This is a genomic window from Leptospira tipperaryensis, assembly GCF_001729245.1.
Taxonomy (GTDB): Bacteria; Spirochaetota; Leptospiria; order Leptospirales; family Leptospiraceae; genus Leptospira; species Leptospira tipperaryensis.
On sequence record NZ_CP015218.1, the window covers coordinates 328,200 to 343,211 of the forward strand.

Below are 15,012 nucleotides of genomic sequence, written 5' to 3' on the forward strand. Positions count from 1 at the left end.
AGAAAACGATATTCTTAGGAAGTTACGATTTCATTGGCGATAAACAAATTTCAGAAAATCAGCGAGATCGGAACCTTATTGTTTCCGGTCTGGGTTTTGACCGGTTCCATTCTTTCCTTCTTTTACCCGGAGTGGTTTACGTGGTTCACCGGACCTTGGATCACCTACGGGCTCGGGGTAACGATGCTCGGAATGGGAATCACACTTTTACCTCAGGACTTCAAAGACGTTTTCAAAACTCCGATTCCTGTTTTTGCGGGAGTGATCCTTCAATACACAGTGATGCCTCTTTCCGGATGGGGAATCGGAATTCTTCTCGATCTTCCCGCACCGCTCGCGACCGGACTCATCGTAGTATCCTGTTGTCCCGGAGGTGTGGCGTCTAACGTCATTACCTATCTCGCAAAAGGAGATCTCGCTCTTTCGGTTTCGATGACCGCGTCTTCCACCATTCTTTCCGTCTTTATGACCCCGATGCTTACCTTACTTTTGATCGGGCAGGGTGTAAAAGCATCCGCGGGAGGATTGTTCTTTGATACGTTTCAAGTGGTGATCCTTCCCGTAGCTTTGGGAGTATTATTGAATTCTTATTTACCCAAGATTTCAAAAAAGATTCAGACCGTTTCTCCTTTGGTCGCGGTCTTTTTGATCACGATGATCGTATCCTCGATTTTGGGAGCGGGAAGGGAAAAAATTCTTCAGTCGGCAGGAATTTTGATTCTGGGAGTTGTGAGTTTGCACGCTTCCGGATTCTTCTTTGGTTATGTGCTTTCCTGGATTCTGATCCGAAATCGAAAGACCGCGAGAACGATTTCCATCGAAGTCGGAATGCAAAACTCGGGACTCGGAGTTGTTCTTTCGCGGAATAATTTCCCTGATCCGTTAGTCGCCATTCCAGCCGCGATTTCCAGCTTAGTCCATTCCCTCATCGGAAGTTTATTGGCGGCTTTCTGGAGAAAATCGGATCCGGATGGAGAAAAATGATCCAAAGAATCCCTCGATGACGTGACTCCGCCGATTGCAACTGAGAACTTTCAAAATCAAATTCTCAATCTAAGAATGGAAGTCGTTTAGAGTCAAGCGAACCGAAACATTAGAATTTCAACTTTCATCTTTGTGAAAACTTGATGATCCTGGATCGAGGATTCTTCGCTTAATAAAATGCCATTCTTGAATGACGAAAGCGTTCTAACTTCTCTATAAACTCGAAAACATTACAAATGTCATAGCCTTGAATGATCATCTATGACAGCTGGGAGTTGAAAACGTCTCTATAAAACGGTTATAATGAGTTAGAAAGGAAACGAAAGAGCCTATGGGTAGAACGAACCAAATCGCAGTATTACTGCTGTTTGCAGGGTTAAGTGCGAACGCAAGTGGGCCCGAAGTCAAAAAACGTTCAACCACAGTTGAAGATAAAACTAAAACGACACCACAAACGTCCACGAACGTTTTTTTTTCTGCGAACGATGTCATCCTCCGAATCATGCGTACGCAGTCGAACAATGACGACCCACGATCGGAAAAAAGAAATTGCGTGTTCTGTCATTTGGGATCCGAGTAAATTTAAGAATCGTGCGATGGGAACTCGGCGATTCGGACCGACTTCGAATTAACGCGGTTTCCCGTTTTCTTTCCGCTTTGAAAGAAGAATCGTCAATCTTTGTAACTGATCCTTAGAAGTGGATTTGGATTCCGGTAAAACTTTGGCGTAAATATTCTTCAAGTGGTTTCTCAAAGTTCCATTGGAAACATTCAGGATCAATTGAATAAAAGTTCGGCTGTGGCCCGCCTCCAGAAGTTCGCAGATTCGAATCTCTTGTTTGGAAAGTCCGTAACCTTCCAAATTTAAACCCGGAACCAATAAAAGTTTTTCGTTTTCGTAAGAATGGAAAAAAAGAAACGCCATAAACGAACACGCGCTAAACGATGAAATCGCAGTAACGTAAATTTCCCGAAACGGAACGGATTTAAGAACAGACCAGAAGAACATTCCGATCGTGACTCCGATCGCAATCGAAATGAGAATGTTCGCACCGATTCTAAGCAAACTCGCTCTTCCCGCGTTGTGTCGATTTAGATAAACGGAAAGAATCACCGAAAGCGCTGCGTCCGCGACCGGATGCAAAGGAGGAAGATCCATTCCATACAACGGTAGAAAATTTGTAAAAAGCGCGGACCACCACAAAAGAAACACACCTATAAAGAAACGTTTTTCAAAGAACACGTTCCACTCCACCGGTCTTAGAAAAAAGTAAATACAAACGGAAATCGATAGCACGTGAATCCCGATCCCCATCGCGCCTCCGATCGGAGAAACAAGAGGGGCCAGACCAAATTGAAAAGACTTAAAACCAGCAATAAAAACCCGAGGAAAAGAAGCGCAGAGAAAATCGAAAACGAGAGCGATCACAAAAACAAAAATCGTAAACCGGTTCAGAATTTTTCTTCCCGTACAAAAACTTGCCATCCCGACAAGCACAGGAGAAAGAATAAAAAAAGAATGGCACTGAAAGATCCACCAAGCCAATCCGAGTTCTTCCGTAGATGCGGTACACATCGCGGCCGTCGTTGCGTTTTGAACTCCGATCGCGAGATAGAAAACCGTCATCAACTTATGAAATCGATGATCCCGACCTATATTTTCGATCAAACAACTGACATTCGCAAGCGCAGCCATGATCGGTACTATGAAAAAAATTTCCAAAACAAGTCTATTTTGAGAACCGGGAAATTTGAGCAAACGAAATCAAAAAAGCTATGTCCGGATTCTAAGATTCGCCTTACAACGGATTTATCGTCCTTTTTCGAGAATTTTATCTAATCCTCCTTGATTTTTAAGCCCTCTCACTTTTTCTAGCAGAATACAACCTCCAGTACGACGTTTTTAGGATTCAAAATCAAATTTTTGATCTGAAATGGACTGAAAAGCCGGGATTTCTCGTCTTACTATGAGGAATTTATTGAAATCGAGACAGTAGCGCCATGAGAGAAATTATCAAGCTCGTTTGTCAGGAACCAGGTTGTTCAAAGGGAAAGAGTACTTATCTTCTCACTAAGAACAAAAAGGCTAAAACCGAAAAACTGGTAACTAAAAAGTTCTGCAAATTTTGCAGAAAACACACCGAATACAAGGAAACCAAGGTCTAAGATTTCCAGGTAAACAGGAATGACTGCAAAAAAACCAGCACCCGCATACGACAAAAAAGCTCTTCAAGAAATCAAAGAGCTTCTTCTCGAGAGGAAAAATACTCTCCTGGAAAAGTATGCCCACTGGGAAGATAACAGCAAACCTTCCGGCCTGAAAGAAATGGGCGATATCGCGGATATCGCTTCTGAAATCAATGAAGAGACCCTTAGTTCAGTTCTTTCCGAAGCGGAAATCGAAACCATTCGTGAAATTGATGTCGCTTTAGATAAAATTGAAGACGGAACTTACGGAATCTGCGAAGGAACCGGAAAGAAAATTCCGATCGCACGTTTGAAAGCGATTCCTTGGACTCGTTATACCGTTGAATTTGCGGAAACTCTTTCCAGAGGGAAGGGTGGTTTTATGCGCAAGAGCAACGCGGGCAGCCTCACAGGCGCCTATAAAATTCCGACCGACCTGGATTCGATGGACGAATAATTCGTTCTTCGTAGCCGGTTCATTCTTCTCTCCCCATTCTCCCTTAAACCCTATCTTTTTATAGTAGAGGAATTCGTACGTTTTTATGAAAACTAGGTAGTTCTTTAGGGATTCTCCTCTTATCAATTTATTTCTAAGAATCGGAAAGCTCTTTCAAAAACCTTTTTTAGATTGAAATCTGAATCTTTTTACAAAATCCTCTTTATTCGTGCCCGGATTACTCAATAAACTAAAACCCCTTCGAACTCCTACCTTTTTCGGACTCATACTTTGTTCCATTCTCTCTTATATTCTCTTCCGAAGTTTTCTCTTCGTCAGAGAAACGGAAGGATCCGGAATCGTTGCAATCGGATTGATTCAATTTTTGTTCGGATTGATTCCCAATCTTTATCACCGCAAACCAGGAAGAATGTTCACAATGGCGGGTGCTCTTATCCTTCCGGGACTTCTCTATGAAAAAGAGGTTGTTTTTGGTTCCCTGAGCGGTTTATTCGCGGGAGCGATTTTTGGAATTTTTTTAAGACAGTATATTTCCACATTCCATTCTCAAACCGTAAGTGAAGAAGATCCTATATTCCGTTTTTTTTATATCAATCGTCCTTATAAATCCTCGCTTCCTTTTTATCAAAACCCAAAAACCGGAATTCTCGCGTTTTTAACCCTTCTCCTTTTGGAACGTTTTTTTGTTTATTTCAACGCTCCTCCTTTTAAGGGTTTTGGAATTTTAGATACGGTCTATCTCCCCGGAGTGAGTTCAAGATACGCCTTCGGTTTGAGTTTGGATTTTTTCGGATCCTGGATTCTCGCGATTCTTTATTTCCTAGCTGAAGAATCCTCGTCGCACGAAAGCGATTCTCCCGTTAAGTATTGGAGACAAGGTCTTTTTGCCGGAGTATTTGCAAATATTCTAATATTCTTAATCCAAGGGCTGACTCGTCATTCGGCGCTTCCCTTTACTCCGATGAGCGGAAATTCCTATCTCGTTTCGGGACTTTTGGCGGACGTCGGTTCTCTCAACTGGTTCTTTCCCCTGTTGATCTCTTATTTTTTCTATTATCTGCATTCCAGAAGTTGGAGAACCCCTACGACCGTTCTTCTCAGTCTTGGTCTCATTCTTCCCTTTATCATTTTGGGAAAACATTTCAGCGCCGGGGCTTGGATTCTGCTTTTTAGTTCCTTACTCTACGCTTACTCTATAAATTATTTCCCGAAGATTCGGAACAAGTGGTGGAGATGGTCCTATGTTCCGACCTGCGTAGTTCTCTGGATCGGATGGATCGTCCTTCTCATCTGGGTCGGTTCTTTTTCCTGGTCTTACGAACCCTGGCAGGAACTTCATCTCGCTTGGAGCAAGGGTTATCGAGGTCCTGCGGGTAATCTCAGCCACTTTCTTGATCTCTATTGGGGAGAAGGTTGGATTCAAACAAGATCCGCTTGGAACTGGGCCAAACAATCTCTTTGGTTCGGAAACGGCGTAGGAAGTTTTGCTCTCAACTGGATCGATTCCAGATCGATAAACGTAGTTCCTCCGGGAGGAATTCGAGAATTCTTTCTTTCCTCTTTTGTCTTTTTATTTCATGACGGAGGAATTCTTTTCTCTCTTGTCTTTTTACTCTGGATCGGTTTGGAGATCGCGTATCGAAACCACTGGAAACTTTTGATTCTTCTTTTGCCGATCGCATTTTTCTTTATGCCTTGGACAGGTAGTTCGGGCGTGGCCGCGTTCTTCTGTCTTTGGTTGATCACTTCTTCCGCGCCGTTGAGTCGACAATTGCATCGAGGTTTTGGCGGGGGTTTTAATCTTTTCGCGTTAGTCTTGGGATCGATCTTTTTGTTTTATTCTTTGATTCAGATCGCTCCGAATTTGAGAGGCCCCGAGTTCCGTTATGCGGAATTGAAGACCTATCAGTTGATGGCGAAAAAACAAAATCTCAATCAGAACGGCATACGCTTCCACGAGTTTTCTTCCGGTGCAACTTGGGTTTTGGCGGGAAAGGCTCCGATCAATCTGCGCGCGTTTGTTCCCGTTTCTCAAAAGATTTCGAAAGAAGATAAGGTCTATGTGCGTTGGTCTTTCCTAGGTCCGGATTGGATCGAAATCCAATCCAAAACCTTGCCCTTATTTCTCAATCCGAGCGCGGTCGGTCTCAGCGTTCCTGAAAGAGCAAAATATCTGAGAGCGGAAATTCTTTCAGCTTCCGTTCTCGAAAGACAGATCGAAGAATTCGGAATTTTTGCGGAAGACTTTGACGGTCTAAATCGAGTGCGCTGATCCCTCGCCTTGAAGTTTGATTAGATTGTGCAATTGTTGTTTGGCCCTTACAGACAATCTCCAGAAAAGAAGTTTCCAAGGCGGACTTACGAAAATAAAAACGGCTCCCGATTCAAACTCGGGATCACCCTCTCTCACGTTCAACCAAACCGGGATCGCTAAAATATTCTGAAATTCTTTTCCCGCGACGTAAAAGGTTACGTAGACTCGATCTCCTATCTGCAACGACTTATCGACCGGAGAATAAAATCCCTTTTTGGAAAGAGAATAAGCTAACGAATGATATTCCCTTTCCTCCTGAACGATCGAAACTGCGATGAACAAGGGGATTCTTAAAATTCTTTCCCGAAAAAATCTCGGATTTAAAATTCCTCTGGATAGGATTAAAATACAAAGCCAAATCGGATAAACCAGAAAAAGTCCGATAAATTCGGAAATACGAATTCCTTCCAATAGAACCGGGATCCTCTCGGGATACTTTAGATAAATAGAATATAATAGGACGGGGATTAAAAATAAAACCGACGACACGACGATCCTTCCCTTGGACAAATTTCTAAAAAAGGGAATCGTGATTTTTTTTTGTTCCAAACTCTGACTGGCACGCAACCAGGAATCGTATCTCGTAAACTTGGAAACGACCTTATAGTCGTCTTTAAAAAGTCCTATCGACTGCAAAACTTCCATGGGGAGAATATTTTGTGAAATCGTCAGCATATATTCTAAGATAAAAAATCCGGATGCTAAAACCAAAGGTAAAAGAAGAATCGAATCTCCGTCTATGAGTAAAATATAATTAAAGGTTCCGTGTAAAAGAAAACAACCGATCAGGCTGTAGAAGATTCCTAAAAAATTAAAGGAAGAGGGTCGGGATTGATAGTATTCTAATACGGCGTATCCGTAAATTCCTCCAGTAAATGTGTGGATCGGGAGCGAAGTCACCGCGCGCAGAAACAGGGGCCAGAAATCCAAAATCGGGGAATAGAGAAGATTCTCCAGAAGCCCAAAGGTTGCGCCTAACGTAAGTCCGAAGTAGATTCCGTCCGAAGTATTATAAACATTTTTCAAACCTTTGAAATACCAGAGGATCACGAGTAGTTTCGGGACTTCTTCCAAAAGGGAACTTCCCGCAAAAGCTCTTACGAAATGCGAAGTTTCACTCAGATAACTCTGAGCCAAAATTTCGGGAAAGATGGCAAGTCCTATAGTAAATACTCCGGAGAAAATTGCGGAGAGGTCAAAGCTGATTCGTTCGGGGTGATAGTAAGTGTTGCGGTAAAAAAACCAGTAGAACCCGGCGGCGAAAATCGCAGTGCCGAATTTTAAGATGGTGAGGAGGACTTCTTCGAATCCTAAAAAGAGGAACATATTCCTTTTGATTATCGGAATATGCCCCCTCTGTAGTTGAAGTTTAAGCTCTAGAAAGAGTTCTTCTTTTCAAAAGAAAGGCTGCGGCCGCGCCACCCGCCATCAGAAGAATCGCGATCAGAATTCCATTCTCCTTCACTCCCAAAAGTAAGAATCCAAGTAAACCGGAATCATCTTCGGGAACCGGGAAAACTTTCGCTTGGTTGGTGATATGTTTGTACCAATCCTTGTAAGAAGTTCCATTGGAAACGACCCAGAGGTTGAATTCTTTATAACCGGATTGTGAGTCGTTACGAATGTCCAGACCTTCATACGGATACTTCCAGGTTCCAGGAACCAAAATCGCCCAAGGAAAATGATTGGAATCCAAATACTGGTCGGTCCCGTTCGCATTCTTATAAAGTCCGGAAAAGTGAATCTCCTTTCCTGTGTTGATCACTTTGATAAAAATATCGTAAGGATAACTTCCAAGCACGGTCTTTTTGACTGGAGAATCAAACACGATTTCGATCGTAGCGATATGACCCGGTTTGAAAACCCCACCTGGGTTTACGTTCGGATTCGAAACAGTCTGGTTGGATTCCTCATGAATCTGAATTCCTTGGTTCAGATCCGAAGACGAAACTTTCTTCGTGTTCAACGCGGTGACTTCTTTTCCGTCCTCACGAACCACTTTTCTGGAAAAGGAAGCTCCTACGGAAACCGGGAGTTTTAGATGGAACGTATGTCTATATCCGGCTCCTCTTGCTACGTGTTGATAGGTTCCTCTCAGTCGTATCACCTCTCCGGCCGCGTTTAGATCTTCTTCGTTGTGAATATGGACCACGTAGTCGTTTAAGTCCGCGTCGCCTGCGCTTGGATAGAGATCTTCATACGCGACGGTGCTTACTCCTTCTGCTGGAACTCGGATCCGTGTCGCTCTCGTAGGATCTTGAGGATAAGAATCCAATGTATCCGGAACTCCGTCTTTATCGGTATCTGTAGGAGCTGTAACAACCGGCAAAAGAATCTCGTATTTGATTTCACGGCTGATACCGATGACATTGATCAGATTGATGATATTGGAAATCGATTCTCCGCCTACTGTGATCTCAAGCGTGATCTGACCGAGAGAAGTTTCCACGGTGATCGTTCCCGAAACCACGCCGGAACTATCGGAAACTCCTTGAAAAAGAATGTTTCCAAGATTGTCCGAAACGATCACAGTCGCGCCGCTTACCGGTTTTGATTGTTTATCCACAACTACGAGGTTGAGAGGAATCGTCTGGACCGTATTGTAATTGAATACAGGAGTTCCTACTTGATCGCTCACGGTGATCACTCCCGTTACCTCCGGAGTCGTTGTCGTTCCTCCGCCGGAATTGTCCGTACCACCGGAAGAAGTTCCTGAATTCGAAGTCGTGTCCGTAGAAGAAGAGCTTCCGGCATTCTCCGAAGTGGAATCGGAACTTCCCGTCGTAGTTGTAGGAGTTGTAACAACATTGTCCGAAGAGGAAGACGGTGTGGAACTCGGAGTCGATGTTGAATTTGGAGATGGGATCGTACTATTTCCGGCATTATTATCAACGATAATAACCGTCCCTCCGTTCGAAGCGGACGCAATTTCAGTGCTCGCACCGGACGCAGTATTCGCAGTCGGCGTATTGGAGTTCAATAAGAATAACAAAGGCCAAAGCGCGCCTTTCTTTTTTTGGTTACAAGCTGCAAAGATGCTCAAAGCAAGCAGCAGAAGAATGAGTTTTTTCATGGTCCCTAACATCCCGATTTTTTTTCTGTTGAATCATAGGACGAAGCGCACTAGGGAGAAAATACTAAAGGAGATAGATATTTTAGGAAATTCTTAGATAGGAAAGAACTTTTAGCGGTCGTTACCGGCTCTCAAAATAAAACGTTCCTGCGAAAAAAGACGGATGTAGGAAGAATATTGTCTCTAAGAAACTTTCTTTGCCACGTGCAGAACGGCGTTTCCAAAAACAAAGTTTTGAAATCTTACGTCCCGAAATCCGTTCTCTTCTAAGATCAATTTGAGTTTTTCCTGGCTCGGATAAGAGAGCGAAGAGACCGGAAGATAGTCAAACATCTCGTTCTTTCCTCCCCAGAGAATATACCCGAGAATCGGAACGATCTTAAAAAAATAAAAATCGGCAGCCCACCGAATGAAAGGATTTTTCACCTTTCCCACGTCGAGATTGAGAAAGAGTCCTCCAGGTTTGAGAATCCGATAAATCTCTTGGATCGCCTTCGGAAGATTGTCTACGTTTCGTAAACCGAAGCCGATCGAAACCGCGTCAAACTGAGAATTTTGAAAATTCTTCAGTTGAGTCGCATCACCTACTTGAAAGTCGACTCTTCCTTTTTCTCCTTCTTTTTGCAAACGAGTCTTTGCGATCTCGAGCATGTTTTCGGAGAAGTCCACACAAGTTACGTGATCAACCGAAGGAGAATGTTCCAGACGTACGGAGATATCCCCGGTGCCGCAACAAAGATCCATGACCTTGAGATGAGCGCCGAGATTCTTCTCAACTTCTTTTACCAGACGATTTTTCCAAACACGATGAAGTAAAAAACTATTCCAGTCGTTGAATCGATCGTATTTTTCAGCGATTCGGTTAAAGTTCTCACGAACAAAACCCGCTTTTAGCTCGGTCTCCGGCATTTTAAATTCTGACATAGGGCTAATGAAATGATTTCAAAATGTTTTCCTTTGGCAAGAAGAGAATTGCGCTTCGCAATTTCATTCGGAAAAATATTGCATAGATCAACACAACTCAAGATTAGAATGACAAACGAAGCTGAGATGACAACCTGCTCCTAAGTTTGGGGGTTCTTATTCGTGGACGTTTTGTTTGCAAAGGGTGAATGGATCACCGTTCTCATCTTGGTTGTGAGCTTTATCAATCTCGGACTCTTTTTAAGAGTTTGGACTTATCTTCCCATTCTCAAAAGAAGAATTTTGTTTCGTCTCCAAGATGAAACTCAACTCGGAAACCAAGAACGTTCCAATTCTTATCGCAGATCGATTCTCGACGATCCCGAAGAATTTTTTATGGAAGAATTTTTCGTCCCCGAAGCGATGACGGCTTGGATTCGAAATCTCGCGGGAATCGCAACGATGCTCGGTCTTCTCGGAACCGTCATCGGAATTTCAGTAGCCTTTGAAGAGATGAAAAACGCAGGCACCGTCAGTCTCGAAATTTTTTCCGAAGGAATTCGTCTCGCCCTCAACACGACCATTCAAGGACTCTGCGTCGCCATTCCTTCCATCTTAGGTTTTCAATATCTAAAAATGATTTTACACAAAACGGAAATTGAAATCAAACATTCCATACAAAACGGGACGGAAGAACGTTTCGAATGAAGGGTGGAACTAAAAAAAGAAAAAGCCTTCTCGAAGGAGAGGATTCTCCACTCGACATGACGAGTATGTTGGACGTGGTCTTTATTCTTCTCATCTTCGCGATGGTCGCGATGAGTTTTCAAAAAGAAGTTCATTCTCTTCCCGTTCAACTTCCAAAGTCAAACGCGGAGGCCGGCGGAGTCAGTTCTAAAAAAGAAATTTTTCTTTTGAAGGACGGAAACCTTCGTTACGAAGGAAAAGAATTTTCCGAGAAAGAATGGAAACTAATCGTTTCGAAAGGAGAATTCAAAGAAGTTGTGCTTTGGATCTACGGAGACGAGGAAGCCGATTACGGAAGATTTGTCTTTGTCGTCGATAGTCTAAAAAACGCGGGGCTAAAAGAATTACACTTAGCGGTCAAAAAGGAATGACTAAGACTGAAGTTTCGGATTTTCTTTGTGACGATCCTTGTCTCTTTCCGTATTTTTCTGTAAGGTGGCTTTGAGCGTTTCTTCCAAAGAAATTCCCATCTGATTGGCGAGACAGATCAAAACAAAAAGAATATCCCCCATCTCTTTTGAAATTCCGTTCGGATCTTCGCCCTTTTTAAAAGACTGATCCCCGTATTTTCTCGCCATGAGTCTGGAGAATTCTCCGACTTCTTCCATCAAGATCGCAAGGTTTGTAAGTTCGGAAAAATAGCGAACTCCGAAATTCTGAATCCACTCGTCGACCTTTGCCTGCGCTTCGTTGAGAGAAAGTTCGTTTTCTTTCAAAGTTTTGTTTCCAGGCGATCGATTAGAATTTCAGTCGGCTCGGGATAACATCCTCCGCTCAAATGATGAGGATCGATAAACTTCTGACATTTCACTTGTTCGCGGAAATCGTTCATATCCAGAGGAGAAACATTCTTAAATTCTAATGTTTCTTTGCGGATTTTTTCCCAGGAAGGATAGAATTCCGCGGACTTGACACGGGATTCCAAACCGGAATATAAAAGCGGAGACCAGAGAATCACTTTGATTCCGTTCTTTTCTGCGGTTTCCAAAAAATGAAATAAGAATCGTTTTTGTACGTTTGAAATTTTGATATATCGGTAGATATCGTTGTAGTATTTCGCGGCTTCTTCTTCGAGTTTTTCAGGAGGAGTGTTCGCCAACAATACGTTTGGAATTCCTCCGTTAAACTTATCGGATTCGTTCATCAAAAGATTTTTGATCGCGAGCATCATTTCTCTGGAAGCTGGATCCTTGATTCTCTGCATCGCTTCCTTAAAACGAGGAGGAAATACCGTGGTTCTAAAAACTCTCGATCTTAAAAAAGTGTCCCAGTCGTTCGTGGAAAACTCGTTCGCATAACGCAGGAAGTAGGGAAGATCATAAGAATATCGTAATGGATATCGATTGCAAAAATCGGTCATCGAATCCGGATAAAATTCTAAGATTGCGTAGTCGGGTTTGATCCCGGCGGATAAAATCTTTTCCAGATTGTAGTTATGATACGAAAAAGGAGCGGAGGGTGCGGAGAAATTATAAACGATCAGATCCTTTCTTTTTTTGCGGATCGTCTCCAACGAAAACTCTCCCATGTGAGAAGTCCCGAAAAAGATGAGAGTTTTTTCTTCCGGTTTTGCCGATTGTTTTTGTTTGACCAAAGCGCTAAGAACTCGGTCTTTCATTTCATAAAAGTAATATTCGGCTCCCGCTTCGGTATAAGGTCGAATTAGATCCGAGGAAAGAAATCGATCCAAGGAAAAGGCGAACGCGAAGAAGGCGAGAGGAATCCATAACAGTTTGTTGTGCAGAAAAGGAAGGACGGTTTTGGGTTTTTGTTCACTCATGATTCTTCCTCAAAACTGAAAGTAGATAAAGTCTTGTCCCTTGCCCGCATAATTGGAAAGGAGAAGAACCAAGATGATGAGAAAAACGGTCACGATCGTTTTCTTATATCGATAATAGAATCTCGGAGTTTTTTCGAAATACTCCAGAGTATGCAAAAGAAATCCTCCGATCAAAAATGGAGCCACTAAATCGGTTCGTAACACGTGTTTGGCGGGCTCGGAGATCCAGAGTAAACCGTTTTTCAGAATATACCAAGTATCTCCTAGGTTTTGAGAACGGAAAAAAATCGCACCGATCACAAAGATAGAATAGATAAACGAAGCTCGGACCACAAACCAGAATAATCCCTTTTCGGGTAATTTAGGAATTCCTAATTTATCCATGAGTCGATCCAGAACCAAACAAACACCGTGCCAAAAACCCCAGATCACATAGGTCCAACTCGCTCCGTGCCAAAAGCCGCCTAACGTAAATGTGGCGATTAGGTTTAGATAAACTCTCGGTTCGGAAGTTCTAGATCCTCCCAGAGGAATATAGATATAATCCCGAAGCCAGGTCGCAAGTGTGATATGCCAACGTCTCCAGAGATCCTGAATGTTCTGACTAAAAAAAGGCGCTCGAAAGTTTACTGGAATGTTGAATCCCATAAGAAAGGCGCAACCCCTCGCGATGTCCGTATAACCGCTGAAGTCGCAATAGACCTGCCAAGTAAAACCTTGTACGGCTAAGAAAAGAGAATAGTTATCATACTCAGACGGATTTCGAAAAACAGGATCCACCAAGGAAGCGATATTATCCGCGACCAGAATTTTCTTCGCGATTCCGAGTCCTAAAAGATAAAGTCCCGCATAGACAAAAGAAGGTTTGATTCTTACCTTATCTAAGATCGGAAAAAAATCCTGATGTCTCATGATCGGACCGGCGACCAACTGAGGGAAGAATAGGATAAACAAAACAAATCGAAAGAATCCGGTGTCTTCGGCGATTTTTCCGCGATAGACGTCTACGACAAAGGCGATGATCTGAAACGTATAAAAACTGATCGCGAGAGGAAGGATGATCTGAAAACCGAAGGTCTTCTGATCTAAAAATCCCCAATGTGTCCAAGCGTAAAAATTTTCGGTAAAGAAATAGAAGTATTTAAAAACCGCGAGGTTGATCAAATCAAGAATGACGATCGCGCGCAAAACGGCGAGGCTTTTGTTTTTAAAAAGACTTCGAACCGCGAGATAATTTATATAAAGAATCGCTAATAGATGGACGAGAAAGGGAACGCTCCAAGTTGCATAAAACACGAGAGAAGCGATCACGATCACCCATTCTCTGTATTTTCTTCCGTTGTAAGCCCAGTAAAAGAGATAAACGATTAAAAAGAAAAGAAGGAAGAGGGTGGAAGTAAAGATCATTTCTTGTCCTTAACGAGAATCTCTTTCAGATCTTTTGCAAACGTATGACTTAACTTTTCCATTCCTAACTTGTTGAGATGGATCAAGTCGTAATAATAATCTCCGTTGTCGGCTCCGTCCAAAAGGGTTTGATAATCGAGAAGAGAAATCGGTTTGGATGGGTTGATTCTTTTCAATTCTCGTCTCCAGACTTGATTTCTTTCTTCGAGTCTCCATTCTTGAATGAGTTGGCTGTAAGGAGCGACTACTCCGATGATTTCAACCTCTTGTCCGTTTTCTTTTCCGATCTTTCGAATCTCGTCGTGTAGAATCTTGAGGCGGTCAAAGTATTGTCTTGTGATATCGTCTTCTTTTGCGTTCGTCAGAGGATTGCTCGATAAAACGCAGGTATCAAAGATTGCCTTTTTATGAAATCGATCCGAACCTTTTGGGATCGGTTGTCCGTTCGCTGGATCGGTCTTCGCCACACAATCCGCAACGTCTTTGATCGGATACATACTGATTTTTTCTTGGTAAGAATTCTCGTAGTCCCAAGGATCCGGATTCTCATTTTTAAAACGTTTTCCGATATCCTTGATTCGTTTGGAAGGACTCAAGATCAAATCCTGAATGTCTCTTCGATAAGCGATCGACTTCAAAGTGATGTAAGCGAGATCGTCGGTTTTGACTTCGTAACCGAAATTGTAAATTCGCGGATAAACTTGCAAACGATCGAACTCGGATATCATCGCGAGCGTATGAAGATTTAGAATTTTCTGACCGACCCAAGGAGTCGTGATCTCAAAAACGTGAACGACGGTTTTTACTTTTTTAAAATGGGGAAGGGCTTTTAATACGGCGAGATCCTGAACGATCAGTTCGGTTCCGGGAATCGCGATGGATTGAATTTTTTTTCCGAGAGGTTCCAATTCTTTGTTAAGAATCGGAAGCGACAATCCTTGATAAGCGACGGAAGTTCCTACGATGAGAATATCGGGATCGAATTCTTTTTGTTTATCGATTACGTGATTCGTAATTCTAGAAACGTTAGCCGCGTATGAATTTTTTTTCAAGAATGGTCGGTAACAACCAAACTGCATTCCGGTTTCTAAAAAAGTCAGGATCAAGACCGGAATCCAAAATTTGGAATCTTTCAAAAATGCAAGATATTCTTTCATAAC

Annotated in this window: 14 protein-coding genes; 6 read left to right on the forward strand and 8 right to left on the reverse strand. The window is 42.7% G+C overall.

What is annotated here, in order from left to right:
* The first annotated feature begins 33 nt into the window (after positions 1-33).
* Positions 34-984, forward strand: coding sequence for a bile acid:sodium symporter family protein (locus A0128_RS20925; protein ID WP_069609700.1), 951 nt, complete (start codon positions 34-36; stop codon positions 982-984).
* A 628-nt stretch (positions 985-1,612) separates the two neighbouring features.
* Here A0128_RS20925 and A0128_RS20930 read toward each other — a convergent pair.
* Positions 1,613-2,680: a helix-turn-helix transcriptional regulator gene (locus A0128_RS20930; RefSeq protein ID WP_245667264.1), complete on the reverse strand. Its 1,068-nt coding sequence runs from the start codon at positions 2,678-2,680 to the stop codon at positions 1,613-1,615.
* A gap of 305 nt (positions 2,681-2,985) precedes the next feature.
* Between A0128_RS20930 and rpmG the strand changes: the two genes are divergently transcribed.
* The 3 genes from rpmG (at position 2,986) to A0128_RS20945 (ending at position 5,900) form a co-directional block, all read left to right on the forward strand.
* On the forward strand, positions 2,986-3,150 hold the full coding sequence (gene rpmG, locus A0128_RS20935; protein WP_001206796.1) for a 50S ribosomal protein L33: 165 nt from the start codon (positions 2,986-2,988) through the stop codon (positions 3,148-3,150).
* A 19-nt stretch (positions 3,151-3,169) separates the two neighbouring features.
* Positions 3,170-3,628 (forward strand): TraR/DksA family transcriptional regulator, encoded by a 459-nt coding sequence (locus tag A0128_RS20940; RefSeq protein WP_069609701.1) that lies wholly within the window; start codon positions 3,170-3,172, stop codon positions 3,626-3,628.
* A 208-nt stretch (positions 3,629-3,836) separates the two neighbouring features.
* Complete coding sequence (locus tag A0128_RS20945; RefSeq protein WP_069609702.1) at positions 3,837-5,900, forward strand: hypothetical protein; 2,064 nt, start codon at positions 3,837-3,839, stop codon at positions 5,898-5,900.
* On the opposite strand, the gene A0128_RS20950 is transcribed toward A0128_RS20945, so the two are convergent.
* The 3 genes from A0128_RS20950 to ubiE all read right to left on the reverse strand — a co-directional run bounded on the left by A0128_RS20950 (position 5,883) and on the right by ubiE (position 9,939).
* On the reverse strand, positions 5,883-7,268 hold the full coding sequence (locus A0128_RS20950; protein ID WP_069609703.1) for a PrsW family glutamic-type intramembrane protease: 1,386 nt from the start codon (positions 7,266-7,268) through the stop codon (positions 5,883-5,885). The two genes, A0128_RS20945 and A0128_RS20950, sit on opposite strands and share 18 nt — an antisense overlap.
* Before the next feature lie 43 nt (positions 7,269-7,311).
* Positions 7,312-9,015, reverse strand: coding sequence for an LruC domain-containing protein (locus tag A0128_RS20955; protein ID WP_069609704.1), 1,704 nt, complete (start codon positions 9,013-9,015; stop codon positions 7,312-7,314).
* Between the two features lie 183 nt (positions 9,016-9,198).
* Positions 9,199-9,939, reverse strand: coding sequence for a bifunctional demethylmenaquinone methyltransferase/2-methoxy-6-polyprenyl-1,4-benzoquinol methylase UbiE (ubiE, locus tag A0128_RS20960; RefSeq protein ID WP_083244250.1), 741 nt, complete (start codon positions 9,937-9,939; stop codon positions 9,199-9,201).
* A 162-nt stretch (positions 9,940-10,101) separates the two neighbouring features.
* Between ubiE and A0128_RS20965 the strand changes: the two genes are divergently transcribed.
* Positions 10,102-10,626 carry a MotA/TolQ/ExbB proton channel family protein gene (locus tag A0128_RS20965; RefSeq protein ID WP_069609705.1) on the forward strand — a complete coding sequence of 175 codons (525 nt, stop codon included), beginning with the start codon at positions 10,102-10,104 and terminating at the stop codon, positions 10,624-10,626.
* Positions 10,623-11,036 (forward strand): ExbD/TolR family protein, encoded by a 414-nt coding sequence (locus A0128_RS20970; protein ID WP_069609706.1) that lies wholly within the window; start codon positions 10,623-10,625, stop codon positions 11,034-11,036. Before A0128_RS20965 ends, A0128_RS20970 begins: the two co-directional genes overlap by 4 nt.
* On the opposite strand, the gene A0128_RS20975 is transcribed toward A0128_RS20970, so the two are convergent.
* From A0128_RS20975 to A0128_RS20990, 4 genes are read right to left on the reverse strand one after another with little or no spacing between them, the layout of a single operon-like run.
* On the reverse strand, positions 11,037-11,381 hold the full coding sequence (locus A0128_RS20975) for a nucleotide pyrophosphohydrolase (RefSeq protein WP_069609707.1): 345 nt from the start codon (positions 11,379-11,381) through the stop codon (positions 11,037-11,039).
* On the reverse strand, positions 11,378-12,445 hold the full coding sequence (locus A0128_RS20980) for a DUF1574 domain-containing protein (RefSeq protein WP_069609708.1): 1,068 nt from the start codon (positions 12,443-12,445) through the stop codon (positions 11,378-11,380). Before A0128_RS20980 ends, A0128_RS20975 begins: the two co-directional genes overlap by 4 nt.
* 9 nt (positions 12,446-12,454) lie before the next feature.
* Entirely contained in the window at positions 12,455-13,852 is a 1,398-nt protein-coding gene (locus A0128_RS20985; protein WP_069609709.1) for an MBOAT family O-acyltransferase, read from the reverse strand.
* Entirely contained in the window at positions 13,849-15,009 is a 1,161-nt protein-coding gene (locus A0128_RS20990) for an SGNH/GDSL hydrolase family protein (protein WP_069609710.1), read from the reverse strand. Before A0128_RS20990 ends, A0128_RS20985 begins: the two co-directional genes overlap by 4 nt.
* Between the last annotated feature and the right edge of the window lie 3 nt (positions 15,010-15,012).